Annotated in this window: 8 protein-coding genes and 1 riboswitch; of the genes, 5 read left to right on the top strand and 3 right to left on the bottom strand. The window is 74.5% G+C overall.

Translation table 11 applies throughout. The features are described from left to right. The first annotated feature begins 78 nt into the window (after window positions 1-78). Entirely contained in the window at window positions 79-3,459 is a 3,381-nt protein-coding gene (locus ACIO9K_RS00495) for a hypothetical protein (RefSeq protein WP_400325584.1), read from the top strand. Window positions 3,460-3,493: 34 nt separating this feature from the next. Here the strand turns inward: ACIO9K_RS00495 and ribA are convergent, their stop codons facing one another. Continuing rightward, the gene (gene ribA / locus ACIO9K_RS00490; RefSeq protein WP_363579131.1) at window positions 3,494-4,123 is read right to left on the bottom strand and encodes a GTP cyclohydrolase II; all 630 of its coding nucleotides are present in this window, start codon (window positions 4,121-4,123) and stop codon (window positions 3,494-3,496) included. A 349-nt stretch (window positions 4,124-4,472) separates the two neighbouring features. Between ribA and gdhA the strand changes: the two genes are divergently transcribed. The 4 genes from gdhA (at window position 4,473) to ACIO9K_RS00470 (ending at window position 8,862) form a co-directional block, all read left to right on the top strand. Continuing rightward, window positions 4,473-5,861, top strand: coding sequence for an NADP-specific glutamate dehydrogenase (gene gdhA / locus ACIO9K_RS00485; protein ID WP_400325580.1), 1,389 nt, complete (start codon window positions 4,473-4,475; stop codon window positions 5,859-5,861). A gap of 138 nt (window positions 5,862-5,999) precedes the next feature. Next, complete coding sequence (locus ACIO9K_RS00480) at window positions 6,000-6,869, top strand: AraC family transcriptional regulator (RefSeq protein ID WP_363616867.1); 870 nt, start codon at window positions 6,000-6,002, stop codon at window positions 6,867-6,869. Between the two features lie 243 nt (window positions 6,870-7,112). After that, window positions 7,113-8,021, top strand: coding sequence for an NADP-dependent oxidoreductase (locus ACIO9K_RS00475; protein WP_400325577.1), 909 nt, complete (start codon window positions 7,113-7,115; stop codon window positions 8,019-8,021). A gap of 76 nt (window positions 8,022-8,097) precedes the next feature. Continuing rightward, the gene (locus ACIO9K_RS00470) at window positions 8,098-8,862 is read left to right on the top strand and encodes a VOC family protein (RefSeq protein ID WP_363616871.1); all 765 of its coding nucleotides are present in this window, start codon (window positions 8,098-8,100) and stop codon (window positions 8,860-8,862) included. A gap of 76 nt (window positions 8,863-8,938) precedes the next feature. Here ACIO9K_RS00470 and lnt read toward each other — a convergent pair whose 3' ends face one another. Next, window positions 8,939-10,636 carry an apolipoprotein N-acyltransferase gene (gene lnt, locus ACIO9K_RS00465; protein ID WP_400325574.1) on the bottom strand — a complete coding sequence of 566 codons (1,698 nt, stop codon included), beginning with the start codon at window positions 10,634-10,636 and terminating at the stop codon, window positions 8,939-8,941. 89 nt (window positions 10,637-10,725) lie between these two features. Then, window positions 10,726-14,388, bottom strand: a complete 3,663-nt coding sequence (gene cobN / locus ACIO9K_RS00460) for a cobaltochelatase subunit CobN (RefSeq protein ID WP_400325571.1) — start codon at window positions 14,386-14,388, stop codon at window positions 10,726-10,728. A 355-nt stretch (window positions 14,389-14,743) separates the two neighbouring features. Continuing rightward, window positions 14,744-14,829: riboswitch (cobalamin riboswitch) on the bottom strand. Window positions 14,830-14,990: the final 161 nt, after the last annotated feature.

Genomic DNA, 14,990 nt, shown 5'->3' with positions numbered 1-14,990 from the left:
AAAATCACCACCCGGGGCCGTGCGGCGCGCGGCTACGGCCCCGCGCCGGCCCCGGGAAGCGGGGAGGAGAGCGCCGCCATGGCCACACCGGAGGACGCCGGCCCGGCCGACGACGACCGACGAGGCCCCTGGCCGGAGAGCGGCCCCGGGGCCCGGCCCGAGCCCCCGACCAGGGCGGACCGGCGGCCGTGGGGGCGGCGCCTCGGTGTCGTGCCGGACCGGCCGTCCCGGCTCGGCGCCGTCCCGCGCACCCGGACGGACCCCGACGCCGCGACCGGGCGGGAGCCGGACGGCGGGGCCCGCTTCGACCCGGAGGCGCCGACCAGGGTCCAGCGGCGCGCGGGCACCGGGCGCGCCGCCGCCCCCGGCTGGGCCGACAACGTCGGCCCCGGGCCCAGCCGGAGGGGCGAGGGCCCCGTGGGCGGGGTGTCAGGGGGTGGGATATCGGCGGGCGGGGCGCCGGAGGGTGCGGGGCCCACCGGCGGACGGTTCGCGGGCGCTTTCCCGGACGCCCTGCGCGGCCGCTTCGACCCGCTCGGCGTGGCCGGCTCCGGCACCGAGGGCACCGTCTGGCACGTCCGGCGCACCGACGGCGGCGGCGAGGCCGCGGTGAAGGTGACGGCCGCCGGCCAGTCCATGGACGCCGACCTGCTCGGCTACCTGCGCAACGACGACTACCGCCGCCACGTCCCGCACATCGTCGACTTCGGGCGGGTCGGCCACCACGGCGCCGAACTCGACTGGGTGGCCATGGAGTACCTGCCGGTCACCCTCGCCGACCACTTCGCCGAACTGCGCGAGCGCGGCCGGCACACCGACCCGCGGGAGGCCGAGCGGATCGTCTACGAGCTCGTCGCCCTGCTCGACTTCTGGCAACGGCGGATCGAGCGCAACCCGCTGGACTTCAAGCCGGCCAACGTGCTGGTCCGCCCCGGCCGCGCGCCCGGGGAGTTCGTGATAGCCGACTTCGGAGGCGTCGCCCGGCTCACCGCCAGCCGCCGCTTCACGCCCGAGACGATCGTCACCATCCCGTACATGGCCCCCGAGCTCCTGGCCGGCCGCAATCACGAGGCCGGGCCCTGGTGGGCGCTCGGCAACGTCCTGTACGAGCTGTTCACCGGCCGCCCCCGCTTTCTCGGCGCGGACGGCCTGCTGATCAGCGACGAGGTGCTGCAGCTGGAACTGGTCCTGGGGGACGAGGTCGACCTCTCCGCCCTCGCCGATCCCCGCCAACTGCTGCTCCTCCAAGGGCTGTTCACCAAGAACCCGGAGGACCGCTGGACCGCCCCGCAGGTCCGCAGCTGGCTGGCCGGCGGCAGCCCCGCGGTGGTCCGGCGACAGACCCGGGCCGACACCGGCCGCACCCACCGGCCGATCACCTTCCTCGGCTCCCCCTTCACCGATCCGGCCAAGCTCGCCGAGGTCCTGCTCCGGCGCTCCGGCGACGCGGCCCGCTGGCTCTCCGCCGGGGGAGCGGAGCGGCTGCGCGACTGGCTGCGCGACGACGTCCAGGACAACGTCTTCGACCTGCACCACCTGACCGACGTCGCCCGGGCGCCCGGCTCCCGCCGCGACGCGGCGGCCGCCCTCGCGGTGCTCGCCTTCGGCGCCGCCTTCGCTCCCTCCGCCACCCCCTACTACCTCGACCGCCCGATCGACACCCCCGGGCTGGAACGCATCGCCACCGAAGCGGACGGCGCCGTGTTCATCGACGCGCTGGTCCGGGGCGGCGCCCCGGCCGTCGCCGCCCGCTACGACTGCTTCCACCCCGAGTGCTCCGGCGAACACTGCTCCCGACTGCTCGCCCTGGCCCGGCTCCCGGACGTCCTGGCCGAAGTGGACCGTGCCGCCCGCGCCGTCGGCGGCGGCCGGCGGGGCGGCGACGGGCTCAGCCCGCAGGAGCGCGAGGAGGCACACCGGCTGGTGGTGTGGCTGAGCGTGCGCCCCGAGGAACGCGACCGGCTGCTCGGCCGGCTCTCGCCGCTGCCCACCGCCCTGCACCGGCTGCCGCTGCCCGAACGGATGGCGGAGCTCGCCGCCCTCGTCGCGGCGGTGGTGGTGGACGCGGCCCTGGCCGCCGGCTCCGGGATCCGCACGGCCGTACGCGCCGCGGTGCGCCGGCCCGCGCCGGACCCGACCGCCGCGCCGGAGGCGGTCCGGCGCCGCTGGTCGGCGTTGCGGCGGCGGGCGGTGGGCGCCGACCCGGGGGACGACGCCGGGCGCGCGGCCCTGGTCGCCGCCGAGACGCTGCGCCCGCGCGGCCGGGGCCGGGGCGAGCGGCCCGACGACGCGGAGGGCCGGGAGGGCGGGGCAGGGCGGGAGAGCCGGGCCGGCCGGGACCGGTGGCTTGGGCGGCTGTGGCAGGGCGGGCGTGGACGGACGCCGGTGGACTGGGCGGCCCGGCTGCGGGCGTGGTGGCCGCACGCCCGGACCGGCCTGCCGCGCCGGGCGGGCGCCGTGCTGCTGCTGTTCTTCGCGCTCGGGTTGCTGCTGTGGGCGGGGGCGGTGTTCCGCTACCCCGTCGAGGCCGGGGTCCAGCTCAGGATCTCGCCGGACGGCGCCTTCGGCGGGCCGTTGAGGAAGGCCGGCGAGCACGCGGCCCAGCAGGTGGTCGGCCAACTGGGGGCGGCACTGGTCGCCGCCGCCGTCCTGGCCTTCTTCCCCGCCCGGGTCGGCCTCGGCACGGCGGCCCTGACCGGCGTCGGGGCCTTCGCCATCGGCTACCTGCGGCTCGGACCGCCGATGACGGGCCTGGAGATGCCGAGACCGGTGGCCGAGCGGGTGGTGATGTTCGAGGGCGGGATGGGCAGTTGGGCCGGCCTCGCGGCGGTGGCGGCGATCGTGGCGTCGTTCGCGCTGATCGAGCGCGCGGCGGACCGGCTGCTGAAGCCCGCGCACGAGGCCCGGCGGCAGGTGCGCGAGGCCTGGCGGCGGCTCGCCGGGCGGGGCGCGGCGGCACGGTGGGACGGCAAGCAGTGGCGGACGGGCCCCGTGGGCGCCCGTGACCGCGCGCTCTTCGCCCTTGGGAGCACCTGTGTGCTGGCCCTGCTGCTGTGGGCGGCGGTCGAGGTGCGGCTGGCGGCCACCGGGCACCACCCGACGCCGGCCTCCTGGGGGACTGGCCGGACCGGCGCGGCCTACCAGTCCGGGTTCGTCGTCCTGCTGGCCGTCGTCTCCCTCGCGAGCACCCTGGGGACGCCGGGCACCGCCCGGGCGCTCCTCGGCTGCTGGATCCCCGCCACCCTGGTGCTCGGCGCCTGGCCCGGACCGCTCGGCCCGGTCGAGGCGCTGCGGATCCCGGTGTTCAAGGGGCAGTTCGCGGCCGTCGCGGAGTTCTGGGGGCACGGCGCGTTCTGGGCCGCGCTGCTGGTCGCGCTCCCGCTCGCGGCGTACGGGGTGCTGTGGACGGTCCGGGCGCAGCGGGCGGGTGCGGGGGCGGGTGCGGGGGTGGACGGCTGACGGCTGACGGCTGACGGTCCGGCCGTCATCCGGCTCAGCCGACCAGCCGGGACAGTTCGATCGAGTGCCCGGTCCGTTCCACCTTCGCCCGCAGGTAGCGCACGTTGCTCGCGGACAGGTGCACGCCGGTCGGCACCCGCCGCCGCACGGTGATCCCGAGGTCGGCCAGCTGCTGCGCCTTGTCCGGGTTGTTGCTCAGCAGGTCGATGCCGGTGGCGCCGAGGGTGGTGAGCATCTGGGCGGCGGCGGTGTAGTCCCGGCCGTCCTCGGGCAGGCCGAGCGCCGTGTTGGCGTCGTACGTGTCCAATCCGGAGTCCTGCAAGGAGTAGGCCTCCAGCTTGTTGTAGAGCCCGATGCCCCGGCCCTCCTGCCGCAGGTACAGCAGGTAGCCGCCGGCCTCGGTGATCCGCTCGACCGACTCGCGCAGCTGCGGGCCGCAGTCGCAGCGGTCCGAGCCGAAGACGTCGCCGGTCAGGCACTCCGAGTGCAGGCGCACCAGCGGCGTCCCGCCCTCCGGCACCTCGCCGAACGCGAGCGCCAGGTGTTCGGCGCCGTCGGCGAGGTCGTGGAAGGTGAGGGCCTCCGCCTCGGCGCGGTAGCCGTCGGAGAAGGTCAGCGGGATGCGCACACGCGAGCGCACCGTGGCGGGACCGGGCTGCGGCATGGGTGGGCCTCCGTCGATGAGGAGATGGGTCGGCGAACCGACGAACCGATGGGGTCGAGAGGGGCGGGCCGGGTGGCCCGGGGTGGAGCGGATGTCGATGACCGTACTCGGTAGTTCCAATTTGAACAACTAATTACCGCCCGTGCCCGATGCGACTACGGACCGTGGTTCAGCCGGGCTCCGCGCGGACGCGAGGGCGCTGGTGGATCGTACGGTCCGCGAGGCGTGGGGGTTTCAGCATGTGGATGCGTCGGGAGCCGGACCGTGGACACTGCGAGGATTCCCCCGTTTCCTGGGCACGGGAATGCCTCGCGAACGAGCACCGACGACCACGGAAGGTCCTGATCAGATGCCCACAACCCCTCCCGCCGCCACCTCCCCGACCTCCTTCGACGCCGAGCAGCGCGCGATCGAGGCGCTCTACGCGGACGTGGTCCGCCGGAACAGGGGTGAGACGGAGTTCCACCAGGCGGTCCACGAGGTCCTGGAGACCCTCGGGCCGGTGCTCGCCCGCCGCCCCGAGTTCGTCGACGCCCGGATCATCGAGCGGATCTGCGAGCCCGAGCGGCAGCTCATGTTCCGGGTGCCGTGGACGGACGACTCCGGCGACATCCACGTGAACCGGGGCTTTCGGGTGGAGTTCAGCAGCGTCCTCGGCCCGTACAAGGGCGGGCTGCGCTTCCACCCCTCGGTGAACCTCGGCATCGTCAAGTTCCTCGGCTTCGAGCAGATCTTCAAGAACGCGCTCACCGGGCTGTCGATCGGCGGCGGCAAGGGCGGCTCCGACTTCGACCCCAAGGGCCGCTCGGACGCCGAGGTCATGCGGTTCTGCCAGTCCTTCATGACCGAGCTGTACCGCCACCTCGGCGAGCACACCGATGTCCCCGCCGGGGACATCGGCGTCGGCGGCCGGGAGATCGGCTACCTGTTCGGCCAGTACAAGCGGATCACCAACCGCTACGAGACCGGCGTGCTCACCGGCAAGGGCCTCGGCTGGGGCGGCGCGCAGGCCAGGACCGAGGCGACCGGCTACGGCTGCGTGCTGTTCACCGCCGAGATGCTGCACAGCCGCGGCGAGAGCCTGGACGGGCGCCGGGTCGTCGTCTCCGGCTCCGGCAACGTCGCCATCTACGCGATCGAGAAGGCGCAGCAGCTCGGCGCGACCGTGCTCACCTGCTCCGACTCCACCGGCTACGTGGTGGACGAGAAGGGCATCGACCTCGCGCTCCTCAAGGAGGTCAAGGAGGTCCGGCGCGGCCGGGTCGCCGACTACGCCGAACTGCGCGGCAGTCACGTCCGGTTCGTCGAGGGCCCGGGCGTGTGGAGCGTGCCCTGCGACGTCGCGCTGCCCTGCGCCACCCAGAACGAGCTGACCGGGACGGACGCGCTGGCCCTGGTGCGGGGCGGGGTGCTGGCGGTCGCCGAGGGGGCCAACATGCCCACCACCCCGGAGGCGGTCCGGGTGTTCCAGGAAGCCGGGGTGGCCTTCGGCCCGGGCAAGGCGGCGAACGCGGGCGGCGTCGCCACCAGCGCCCTGGAGATGCAGCAGAACGCCTCGCGCGACTCCTGGACCTTCGCCCGCACCGAGGAGCGGCTGGCCGGGATCATGAAGCACATCCACGACTCCTGCTTCACCACCGCCGAGCGCTACGGCCACCCGGGCGACTACGTGGTGGGCGCGAACATCGCCGGCTTCGAGCTGGTCGGGGACGCGATGCTGGCCCAGGGCCTGATCTGAGTCCTGTCGGCCGGCGCCGACGGCGCGACTCGCCGTCACCCGGGGATCGGTACCCGACCGGATCGGGCACCGATTGTCGGGTGCGGCAGGGTGGGTCCTTCCTACGGTGGTGATCAGTAAGGGAAGGACGGGGTCGGAGTGCTGGAACACCTGAACCGGGCGATGGATCACATCGAACGGAACCTGGACCAGGAGGTCGAGGTCGCCGAGCTGGCCCGGATCGCGATGACGTCGGAGTACCACTTCCGGCGGCTGTTCTCGATGCTCTCCGGGATGCCGCTGTCGGACTACGTCCGGCGCCGGCGGTTGACCGTCGCCGGGGCCGAAGTCCTCGGCGGGGAGCGGACGTTGCTGGAGGTCGCGATCCGGTACGGCTACACCTCGGGGGAGGCGTTCGCCCGGGCGTTCCGGGCGATGCACGGGGTCGGGCCCGGTGAGGCCCGGCGCGAGGGCGCGGTGCTCAAGTCCCAACCCCGGATGTCCTTCCGACTCGTCGTGGAGGGAAGCAGCAGTATGGAATACCGGATCATCGAGCAGCCGGACTTCCGGATCATCGGTCGGCGGGCTCGGGTCCCGCTGGTGCACGAGGGGGTGAACCCGGCCATCGCCTCGTTCATCAAGGGGCTCGGCCAGGAGACCGTCGACCGGATCTCGGCGCTCTCGGGCCGTGAGCCGGAAGGCATCCTCTCGGTCACCGAGTTCTTCTCGGAGAGCCGCGAAGAGGGTGTCGAACTCGACTACTACCACGCGGTGGTGGCGGACGCGGGCACCGTCGTCCCGGACGGCCTGGACGTTCGGGAGGTGCCGGCGGGGACCTGGGCGGCCTTCTCCAACACCGGGACCTTCCCGAAGGCCCTCCAGGAGATGTGGCGGGACGTCTTCACGCAGTGGTTCCCGTCCAATCCGTACGAGTTCCGGCCGGGGCCGGAGATCCTGCGTACCCGGTTCCTGCCGGACGGCCAGGCGGAAGCCCAGCTGTGGATCCCGGTGGCACGGGCGCTGCGCTGACGGACGGCCGTTGACAGCTGACAACTGACAAAAAACAGATGACAGATAACAGATTTCGAAATCTGTTATCTGTCATCTGTTTTTTGTTCGCCCGCCAATGCCCGCCAACGCCCACTGCCGCCGCCCGCCGCCCCGCCCGCCCCCGTTCGGCCCAGCAGCGCCCGCACCCGTCCTCCCCCGCCCGCATGCTGGGGCGGGGGAGGACGGGGGATCGCAGCCGCTACCCGAGGAGTGGGATCACCGATGGCCAAGGCATTCGGCTTCGTCGACTACGGCGGGCCGGAGACACAGGAGTTCCTGGACCGCCCGGCGCTGGAGCCCGGCCCCGGGCAACTGGCGATCGCGGTCGGTGCGGCCGGGGTGAACCCGGTGGACTGGAAGATCCGCACGGGCCTGCTCGGCCGGGAGGGCGAACTCCCCGCCGTCATGGGCCAGGAGGCCTCGGGCGTGGTCCTGCAAGTCGGCCCCGGGGTCACCGGGTTCACCCCGGGCGATGAGGTGTTCGGCCTCGCGGCCGCCGGTGCCTACGCCGAACAGACGCTGATGCTCGCCGAGTTGAGTGCCCTCAAACCCGAGGGTGTCGGCTTCGACCAGGCCGCCGTCCTGCCGGTGTCGGCGGCCACCGCGGACGACGCCGTCCGTGACCTCGGCCTCGGCGCCGGCCGGACGCTGCTGATCCTCGGCATCGCCGGCGGTGTCGGCAGCGCGGCCGCCCAGATCGCCCGCAGTCGCGGCCTGACCGTCCTCGGCACCGCGAGCGACGCCAACCGCGCGTACGTGGAGTCCCTCGGGGCGGTGCCGGTCCGCTACGGCGACGGCGTCGTCGAACGGATCGCGGCCGCGGCGCCCGACGGCGTCGACGGCATCCTCGACCTGGTCGGCGGCGACGCCCTGCGGGCCGCCGCCCCCGTGCGCACGGACCGTACGGAGCTGGTCAGCACCGCCGACCCGGCCACCGTGGCGGAACTCGGTGGCCGCTACATCACCCGCTCGACGACGTCCGAGACCCTGTCCGCGCTGGCGGCCCTGGTCGCCGCCGGTGAGCTGGACCCGCACATCACCGGCCGCTACCCGCTGGCCCGGGCCGCCGAGGCGCTCGCCTTCGTCGAGTCCGGCCACGCCAGCGGCAAGGTGGTCATCGAAGTCGCTTGACTCGAATCAAGAGTGACGACCAGTCAGTGAAGACCGAGAGATCGAGAACCGAGAGAAGAAGTCGAGAGAAGAAGCCATGAAGCAGAACTCCGTGACCATCGGCGGCCCCTGCTGGGTCGAGCTGGGCACCTCCGACCCGGCCGCCGCCAGCACCTTCTACAGCGAGTTGTTCGGCTGGCGGGCCGAGGCCGACGTGCGCCCCGAGGCCAACGGCTACACCCAGATGTTCCTCGGCGACGCCCCGGCGGCCGCCGTCAGCCCGCGGTTCGCCCCGCAGCAGCCCATCGCCTGGTCGACCTGCTTCGCGGTCACCGACACCGACGCCACCGTCGCGAAGGTCGAGGACGCCGGCGGCAAGGTCCTGAAGGAGCCCACCGACGCGTCCGACCTCGGCCGCTTCGCGGTGGTCGGGGACAGCTCCGGCGCGGTCTTCCTGCTCTGGCAGGCCCGCGCGTTCGCGGGCGCCGGGGTGTTCAACGAGCCGGGCTCGCTCGGCTGGGTGGAACTGCTCACCCGCGACCCGGCCGGTGCGACCGCCTTCTACCCGGCGGTCTTCGGCTGGTCCGTCAGCCCGTCCGAGCAGTACACCCAGTGGGGCCTGGGCGGCGAGGACTTCGGCGGCATGCTGGTGATGGACGACCGCTTTCCGCCGCAGGTGCCGCCGCACTGGCTGCCGTACTTCTCGGTCGCCGACGTCGACAACACCGTCGCCCGGGCGAGCGGCCTCGGCGCGGACGTGCTGATGGCGGCCACCGACGTGCCGGGCGGCCCCCGGATCGCCGTGCTGCGCGACCCGCAGGGCGCGTCGTTCGGCGTCTACCTGGCCGGCACCGAGGGCTGACCCGCCGGAGGCCACGCCCCTGCCCACGCCCCTGCCGAGGACCCCGCCGCCCTCACGCCGGGCGCAGCCTCCGCCCTCACGCCGGGCGCCGACTGCGGCTGGAGCGCCACGCCGCCGCCGTCGCGCCCGCCGTGACGAGCAGCGCGCCGATCGGCACCACGTCGCCGATCCGGTCGTACCAGGTCAGCGTCCCGGGCTCGGTGAGCGGCAGTCGGACGGTCAGCGCTCCGGTGCCGTCGGTACCGAGCCGGGCGAGCTCGCGGCCCTGCGCGTCGAAGGCCGCCGACACCCCGGTCAGCGAGGCCTGCACGGCCGGCCGGCCCGTCTCGGCGGCCCGGATCGCCGCCAGCGAGACGTGCTGTTCGGGTGCCCAGGTGTGCTGGAAGGTCGAGGTGGAGGACTGGTAGACCAGCACCCGGGCGCCGTCCCGCGCGGCGGTGCGGGCCAGGTCGGGGAAGGCCGACTCGAAGCAGATCAGCGCGCCGACCGGCAGCGGCCCGCCGGCCCGGTCGGTGGCCGGCAGGACGTGGAAGGCGGTGCCGGGCGCCCGGTTCTCGCCGGCCGCCCGGCTGACGCCGGCGATCCAGCCGAGCACCGGCCGCAGCGGGATGTACTCGCCGAAGGGCACCAGCCGGATCTTGCGGTAGCGGTCCAGCACGCCCGCGGGGGAGACCAGCACTGCGTCCTTGGAGATCCGCCCGTCCGCCTTGCGGGCGTCCTCCCCGGCGATGATCTGCGCCCCGGTGACGGTGGAGAGTCGGCGCAGCCGGTCGAGCGCGGCCGGGTCGCGGTCGAGGTCGGCGGTGGTGCTGCTCTCGCCCCAGACGACCAGGTCCACCGGCTGCCCGCCGAGCGCGGCGGTGGCCTGGGCGCTGGCCTCGAACCGGGCCTGCGGGTCGTCCACGATGCCGGGCTGGACCAGCGCGACGGTGATCGCCCCGGCCGGGGCGGGGGCGTCTCGCAGCGCGAACAGCAGCGGGCCGGCGGCCAGGACCAGGACGGTGGTCAGCGCCGCGAGGGCGCGCGGCCGCCGGTGCACGGCGGTCAGGACGATCAGCACCCCGGTGTTGGCGGCCGCGACGGCCGCGCTGACCAGCCAGATCCCGCCGGTCGAGGCCAGCCCGAGGATCGCCGGGTGCTGCCACTGGGTGGCGCCGAGCAGCGCCCACGGCCCGCCGAGCGCGTCCCAGGAGCGCGCGTACTCGGTGGTCACCCAGACCGCCGGGACGACGAGCAGCGCGAGCAGTGCCCGACGGCCGGTCAGCGGCGGGTGCAGCAGCCGGTGGACGGCGTACCCGAAGCCGCCCTGGAGCGCCCCGAACAGCACGGCGAGCACCGGTAGTCCCGGCCCGATGGACGGGACCAGCCAGTACATCGCGGTCAGGATGAAGCCCGCCCCGAACCACCACCCGCGCACCGCCGCCTCCCGCCCGCCGGGCGCGCGCTGCATCAGCAGCATCCCGGGGACGAGCGCGACCCACGCCAGCCAGGCCTGCCCCGGTGCCGGGAAGGCGAGCACCGGTACGGCCCCGGCCGCCAGGGCACCGAACCGCGCGCGGTAGCGGTGCGGGCGCGCCTGCGGGTGGCCGCCGTGTCCGGGGTGCCCGCCGTGTTCGGAGTGCCCGGGAGGTTCGGGGCGCCGGGGGTGCCCGGGATTCGAGGAGTGTCCGGAGTGCCCGGGGTGCCCGGGGTGATCGGAGCGCCCGGGGTGATCGGGGTGCGAGGAGTGCGGCGTGCGCCGGGCGGGGCTGGTGAGGGCGAGGCGGCGGGGCATGCCCCGTATTGTCCGCTTGGACGGACTACGCCACCAGTGTTCCTGTCACCCGAATGGGCTACGGGAACACTGGTGGCCACCCCCGTGACTCAGCCCTCGTCGCCCTCCAGGTCCCCCTCGGTCTCCAGGAACGCGGCCTGCAACTGCGCGATCAGCTCCGGGTCGGGCTGCTCCCACAGCCCGCGGCTGGCCGCCTCCAGCAGCCGCTCGCTGATCCCGTGCAGCGCCCACGGGTTGGCGCCGGTCAGGAACTCCCGGTTGACCGGGTCGAGCACGTACTCCTGGGTGAGCTTCTCGTACATCCAGTCCGCGACCACGCCCGTCGTGGCGTCGTAGCCGAACAGGTAGTCCACCGTCGCGGCCATCTCGAACGCGCCCTTGTACCCGTGCCGGCGCATCGCCTCGATCCAGCGCGGATTGACCACCCGGGCGCGGAAGACGCGGGCGGCCTCCTCGGTCAGCGTCCGGGTGCGGACCGTCTCCGGGCGGGTCGAGTCGCCGATGTAGGCGGTCGGCGCCTTGCCGGTGAGCGCCCGGACGGTGGCCACCATGCCGCCGTGGTACTGGAAGTAGTCGTCCGAGTCGGCGATGTCGTGCTCGCGGGTGTCGGTGTTCTTCGCGGCGACGGTGATGCGCTTGTACGCGGTCTCCATCTCCTCGCGGGCCGGCCGCCCGTCCAGCCCGCGGCCGTAGGCGTAGCCGCCCCAGACCGTGTACACCTCGGCCAGGTCGGCGTCGGTGCGCCAGTCCCGGCTGTCGATCAGCTGGAGCAGGCCCGCGCCGTAGGTGCCCGGGCGGGAGCCGAAGACGCGGACGGTGGCCTTGCGCTCGTCGCCGTGCACCGCGAGGTCGGCCTGGACGTGGGCGCGCACGAAGTTCTGCTCCGCCGGCTCCTCCTGGGCGGCGGCGAGGCGCACCGCGTCGTCCAGCAGGGCGACCACGTGCGGGAAGGCGTCGCGGAAGAAGCCGGAGATGCGCAGCGTCACGTCGATGCGCGGGCGGCCCAGCTCGGCGAGGGTGATCGGCTCCAGGCCGGTGACCCGGCGCGAGGCGTCGTCCCAGACCGGGCGGACGCCGAGCAGGGCGAAGGCCTCGGCGATGTCGTCGCCGGCGGTGCGCATCGCGCTGGTGCCCCACAGCGACAGCCCGACCGAGGGCGGGTAGGCGCCGTCGTTGTCGGCGGTGTACCGCTCGACCAGCGAGGTGGCGAGCGCCTGGCCGGTCTCCCAGGCGAGCTTGCTCGGGACGGCCTTCGGGTCGACGGAGTAGAAGTTGCGGCCGGTCGGCAGCACGTTGACCAGGCCGCGCAGCGGCGAGCCGGACGGCCCGGCCGGGACGAAGCCGCCGCGCAGCGCGTGCAGCACGGCGTCCAGCTCGTCGGTGGTGGCAGCCAGTCGCGGCACCACCTGGGTGGCGGCGAAGGTCAGCACCTCGTGGACGGCCTCCGGCAGCCCGGCGGCGACCTTCTCCACCGCCTCGACCGCCCAGTCCTGCGCCTCCATGGCCTCGACCAGGGCGCGGGCCTGGGCCTCGGCGGCGTCGGTGGCCCCGAGGGTGAGCGCGGCCTCGTCCAGCCCGAGCGCCTCGCGCAGGCCCGGCAGCGCGCTGACGCCGCCCCAGATCTGGCGGGCGCGCAGGATGGCGAGCACGATGTTGACCCGGTCGGTGCCGGCCGGCGCCTGGCCGAGGACGTGCAGGCCGTCGCGGATCTGGGCGTCCTTGATCTCGCACAGCCAGCCGTCGACGTGCAGCAGGAAGTCGTCGAAGCCGTCGTCCTCGGGGCGCTCGTCCAGGCCGAGGTCGTGGTCCAGCTTGGCGGCCTGGATGAGGGTCCAGATCTGCGCGCGGATCGCGGGCAGCTTGGCCGGGTCCATCGCGGCGATGTTGGAGTGCTCGTCCAGCAGCTGCTCCAGGCGGGCGATGTCGCCGTAGGAGTCGGCGCGGGCCATCGGCGGGACGAGGTGGTCGACCAGGGTGGCGTGGGCGCGGCGCTTGGCCTGGGTGCCCTCGCCCGGGTCGTTGACCAGGAACGGGTAGATCAGCGGCAGATCGCCCAGGACGGCGTCCGGGCCGCACTCGGCGGACAGCGCGGCGGTCTTGCCGGGCAGCCACTCCAGGTTTCCGTGCTTGCCGAGGTGGATGACGGCGTGCGCGCCGAACCCGCCGTCGGCCTGCGCGGCCTCGATCCAGCGGTAGGCGGCCAGGTAGTGGTGGCTCGGCGGCAGGTCGGGGTCGTGGTAGATGGCGACGGGGTTCTCGCCGAAGCCGCGCGGCGGCTGGATCAGGACGAGCAGGTTCCCGGAGCGGATCGCGGCCAGCACGATGTCGCCGTCCGGGTTCTGCGAGCGGTCGACGTAGAGCTCGCCGGGGGCCGGGCCCCAGTGCTCCTCGACCTGCTCGCGCAGCGCCTGGGGGAGCGTGGCGTACCAGCGGCGGTAGTCGGCGGCGGGGATGCGCACCGGGTTGCGGGCCAACTGGTCCTCGGTGAGCCAGTCCTGGTCGTAGCCGCCGGCGGCGATCAGGGCGTGGATCAGGGCGTCGCCCTCGTGGGAGGCGTCGAGCGAGGAGTCCTGGGACGCGTCGTGGGAGCCGTCGTGGCCGTCCCCGTTCGTTCCGTCCAGCCCGGGGAGGTCCGAACCCAGGTCCATGCCCTCCGCGCGCAGCCGGTTCAGCAGGCGGATCGCGCTGGCCGGGGTGTCCAGGCCGACGGCGTTGCCGACCCGGGCGTGCTTGGTCGGGTAGGCGGACAGCACGAGCGCGAGGCGGCGCTCGGCGGCCGGGATGTGCCGCAGCCGGGCGTGCTTGACGGCGGTGCCGGCCACCCGGGCGGCGCGCTCCGGGTCGGCGGCGTAGACGGTGAGGCCGTCCTCGTCCAGTTCCTTGAAGGAGAACGGGACGCTGATCAGCCGGCCGTCGAACTCCGGCACCGCGATCTGGGTGGCGGTGTCCAGCGGGGACAGGCCGTCGTCGCTGGCCTCCCACTGGGCGCGCGACCAGGTGAGGCAGAGCGCCTGGAGGATCGGCCGGTCCAGGGCGGCGAGCGCGCCCGCGTCCCAGGCCTCCTCGTCGCCGCCGGCCTGCGCGTCCGCCGGGCGGGTGCCGCCGGCGGCGAGCACGGTGGTGACGAGCGCGTCGGCCTCGCCGAGCGCGGCCAGCAGTTCGGGCTCGGCGCCGCGCAGCGAGGCGCAGTAGTAGGCCCTGGCCTGCGCGCCCTGGTCCTCGATCGCCCGGCAGAGCGTCTCGACGAAGGCGGTGTTGCCGCTCATGTGGTGGGCGCGGTAGTAGAGCACCGCGACCGTCGGGCCGTCCTGCGTACGGGCTTCGCGCTCCAGCGGCCCCCAGGCCGGGGCGGAGGCGGGCGGGGCGAAGCCGTGGCCGGTCAGCAGCACGGTGTCGGAGAGGAAGGCGGCCAGCTCGGCGAGGTTGGCGGCGCCGCCGTGCGCGAGGTAGGCGTGCGCCTCGGCGGCGATGCCGGCCGGGACGGTGGACAGCTCCATCAGCTGGGCGTCGGGGGCCTGTTCACCGGTCAGCACGATCACCGGGCGGGGGCCGGCCAGCAGCGTGTCCAGGCCCTCCTGCCAGGCGCGGCGACCGCCGAGCAGGCGGACCACGACGAGGTCGGTGCCCTCCAGCAGCGCGGGCAGGTCCTCGGGGGTGAGCCGGGCCGGGTTGCCGAGCCGGTAGCGGACCGGGCCCTCGGCGGCGCGGGCACTGAGCAGGTCGGTGTCGGACGTCGACAGCAGCAGGATCATGCGAAGGCCCTCCCGGCCTCGGAGCCGCCCCGAGTCGAAGGGCGCGCCGGCGTGGAAAGTGACGAGTGACGAGCGACGGACGAAAACGCGTGGTGCGCGGCGGACGAAGGCGCGTGGCATCTGGCGGACGAAAGCGGGCGACGGCGCGTGGCCGGCGAGGACGAGTGACGACCCGCGACCGGCGAAGGAGTGCGACGGCGCGTGGCCGGCGGCCGAAGGGGCGCCGAGGCGTCGGCGAAGCGCCCGGAGTCGGGCGGGCGTGAGGCGCCCGGGGACCCGGGCGCGGGCATGCGGCAGCGCATTGCTCTTCGAGCCTTCCTCGGGGTCCGCGCCCCGGGCCGGTGGAGGACGGCAGGAGTTCCTGGCTCCCGCGGCCGTCCGGTCTCCCGGTGAACCGCGGTCACAGTGGCGGGACCGCACCGGGCTTGCACCGGTTTCCTCCCCTGCGCCGTCGCTGGCGTGCGGACGGCCCGCGGGGACCGTCCGCCAGCATCGTACGGGGTGCGGCTGACCTGGGGGAGGGCGATCCCGGGGAGGCCGCCCGGAGCGCCCGGGGTGTGAGGCGACGGACAAAGGCAACCGATCGGATCATCTGTATGCTC

Source organism: Kitasatospora sp. NPDC087271 (genome assembly GCF_044744605.1).
Lineage (GTDB): Bacteria > Actinomycetota > Actinomycetes > Streptomycetales > Streptomycetaceae > Kitasatospora.
This window is presented reverse-complemented; position numbering and strand designations above follow the sequence as displayed.

What these genes read in the sequence shown, in the direction of transcription:
- gdhA (WP_400325580.1), top strand. Translation starts at nt 4,473, where the DNA reads ATGCCCACAACCCCTCCCGCCGCCACCTCCCCGACCTCCTTCGACGCC.
- ribA (WP_363579131.1), bottom strand. Translation starts at nt 4,123, where the DNA reads ATGCCGCAGCCCGGTCCCGCCACGGTGCGCTCGCGTGTGCGCATCCCG.
- cobN (WP_400325571.1), bottom strand. Translation starts at nt 14,388, where the DNA reads ATGATCCTGCTGCTGTCGACGTCCGACACCGACCTGCTCAGTGCCCGC.
- ACIO9K_RS00470 (WP_363616871.1), top strand. Translation starts at nt 8,098, where the DNA reads ATGAAGCAGAACTCCGTGACCATCGGCGGCCCCTGCTGGGTCGAGCTG.
- ACIO9K_RS00495 (WP_400325584.1), top strand. Translation starts at nt 79, where the DNA reads ATGGCCACACCGGAGGACGCCGGCCCGGCCGACGACGACCGACGAGGC.
- ACIO9K_RS00475 (WP_400325577.1), top strand. Translation starts at nt 7,113, where the DNA reads ATGGCCAAGGCATTCGGCTTCGTCGACTACGGCGGGCCGGAGACACAG.
- lnt (WP_400325574.1), bottom strand. Translation starts at nt 10,636, where the DNA reads ATGCCCCGCCGCCTCGCCCTCACCAGCCCCGCCCGGCGCACGCCGCAC.